The organism is Glaciimonas sp. Gout2 (genome assembly GCF_035018905.1).
Taxonomy (GTDB): domain Bacteria; phylum Pseudomonadota; class Gammaproteobacteria; order Burkholderiales; family Burkholderiaceae_D; genus Glaciimonas.
In genome coordinates this window covers 1-2,630 of the sequence record NZ_JASJXA010000105.1, presented here as the reverse complement: position 1 = coordinate 2,630, position 2,630 = coordinate 1, and the positions used below count along the sequence as shown (strand labels likewise).

Annotated in this window: 2 protein-coding genes; both read left to right on the top strand. The window is 57.1% G+C overall.

The genetic code is table 11. The features are described from left to right. The first annotated feature begins 232 nt into the window (after positions 1-232). Positions 233-1,756 carry an IS21 family transposase gene (istA, locus tag QN379_RS23270; RefSeq protein WP_322240175.1) on the top strand — a complete coding sequence of 508 codons (1,524 nt, stop codon included), beginning with the start codon at positions 233-235 and terminating at the stop codon, positions 1,754-1,756. 11 nt (positions 1,757-1,767) lie between these two features. After that, a complete protein-coding gene (gene istB, locus QN379_RS23265; protein WP_322232626.1) occupies positions 1,768-2,538 on the top strand; it encodes an IS21-like element helper ATPase IstB in 771 nt (256 codons plus the stop codon). The last annotated feature ends 92 nt before the right edge of the window (positions 2,539-2,630 follow it).

Genomic DNA, 2,630 nt, shown 5'->3' with positions numbered 1-2,630 from the left:
TGGGTATTCTGGCCGATCGTGACCACCGATTCTGGTCTATCGTGACCGACCATTCTGGCGCATCGTGACCGCTCATTCCGGTCTATCGTGACCGATTTCAAGCCCGACCAGAATCGGCGGTCACGATAGCAGAATCATCGGTCACGATACCGGAATGGTGTCGTACAGCACCGTGATGATGTTACGCATAGAGCAACCGAACGGGTACGCTTCCAGTTTGTCTGGAGACAACGTGCCCGTACAAAGGATCACTATGCGTAAGATAAAAGACGTATTACGTTTAAAACTGGATGCCAAACTATCGCACCAGCAGATTGCCGCAGCACTGGGGATTTCAAAAGGAGTCGTCACCAAGTATGTCGGCCTGGCCGCCGTTGCCGGTTTGGACTGGTCGGCGGTGCAAGATGTAGACGACACCGAGTTGGCGCACCGGCTTTTGGTCACGCCAGAACGGACCCGAGACCATGTCCAGCCAGATTACGCCAGGCTGCATCACGAACTGCGGCGCAAGGGGATGACGCTGATGTTGCTATGGGAAGAGTATCGTGCCGATTATGCCCAGCACCAGACCTATGCCTACTCACAGTTCTGCGTGAATTACCGGCAGTTTGCCAAACAGCTCAAACGCTCTATGCGCCAGATTCACCGGGCTGGCGAGAAACTGTTCATTGATTATGCTGGTCCGACTATCGGTCTCACTGATGGTAGCCGTGCCCACATCTTCGTCGCTGCTCTGGGCGCATCGAGCTACACCTATGCCTGTGCTACGCCGCGTGAGACGATGGCCGACTGGCTCACTTCGACAGCGCGTGCGCTGCGCTTCTTCGGCGGGGTACCGCAGTTGATTGTTCCCGATAATCCGAAGGCTATGATCGCCGACGCCAATCGCTACGAACCACGCAGTAACGACACCGTACGCGATTTTGCGCGCCACTACGGCACCTCCATCTTGCCAGCCCGTCCGCGTCATCCTCAGGATAAAGCGAAGGCCGAATCAGCAGTGCAGATCGTCGAGCGCTGGATCATGGCGCGTCTGCGACATCAGCAATTTAGCAGCGTCCACGAGGTCGATGTCGCCATCGCACCGCTGCTGAGCGTACTTAACGATAAGCCGTTTCAGAAGCTACCCGGTAGTCGCGCCAGTGCGTTTGCCCAACTCGATGTCCCGGCGCTACGGCCTTTGCCATTGCAATGTTATGAGATGGCGCATTTCAAGACTGTCAGGGTGCATAACGATTACCACGTTGAGATCGGCCGCCATCACTACAGTGTGCCGCAAGCCCTGGTCGGTCAGGTGCTGGAAGCCCGGATGACAGCGACGACAGTGGAAATCCTGCATCGCGGTCAACGTGTCGCCAGTCATCCGCGCAACAGTGGCGAAGGCGGGTTCACCACCGACACCCTGCATATGCCGGTGGCGCATCGTGCGCAATTGGAATGGACGCCACAGCGACTGATTCACTGGGGACAGACCATCGGTACGGCGACAGCGGAGGCGGTGACGCGTCTGATGGCCGAGAACAGACATCCCGAGCACGGCTACCGTGCCTGTCTTGGTCTGCTGTCATTGGCCAAGCGCTACGGCAAGCCACGTCTTGAAGCAGGATGCATGCTGGCCTTACAGCTCGGTGCCTGCCAATACCGCCACGTCCGTGACATTCTCAAAAATAACCGTGATCGCACACCGTGTGCCCCAGTTGGCGATTGGGTCAGTCCTGACCATGCCCATGTGCGTGGCCCTGATTACTATCAATGAGGATGTCAACGATGATGATGCATACCACTCTGGCCCAATTGCGGACCTTAAAACTCGATGGCTTAGCGACCGGACTGGAGGAACAATTGACGCAGGCCAGTATGGCGGCGATGAGTTTCGAGGAACGTCTGGCACTCTTGGTTGATCGCGAAGTCCATTGCCGCAATGACCGCAAGCTCCTGCGCCTGCTTAAGAACGCCCACCTGAAATACGCACAAGCGGCGATTGAAGACATTGATGCCCGCTCGGGGCGTGGCATCGACCGCCGTGAAGTGATGAGTCTGGCGCTGGGAGATTGGGTCAGTGCTGGCCACAGCATTCTCATTACCGGACCGACCGGTGCTGGCAAATCGTGGCTGGCCTGCGCACTGGCACAGTACGCCTGTCGGCGCGGATACTCTGCTGTTTATCAACGCGTACCCCGTCTACAGGAAGAACTACGCATCCGGCACGGCAGCGGCAGCTTTGGGAAATGGCTGCTCCAACTCGCCAAGATCGATGTCTTGGTACTTGATGACTGGGGCATGGGCGCGATCGACAGCACGACCCGTTCCGACTTGCTGGAGATGATTGACGACCGGGCGGCAAACAGAGCGACGATTATTACCAGTCAACTTCCTGTTGACCATTGGCATGCCTGGATTGGCGACGCCACTATTGCCGACGCCATCCTGGACCGCATTCTGCAGCGCAATCATCGGCTGACACTGACCGGCGATTCACTGCGTGGCGCAGAACGACCTAAAACCAGCAAAAAGGAGAAAACTATCGACCCATCGTGACCGCAGACATTACAATTTAACCGCGTAACAACATCGCAGGCGCAGCGGTCACGATCGGCCAGAATGAGCGGTCACGTTGACCAGAATACGCA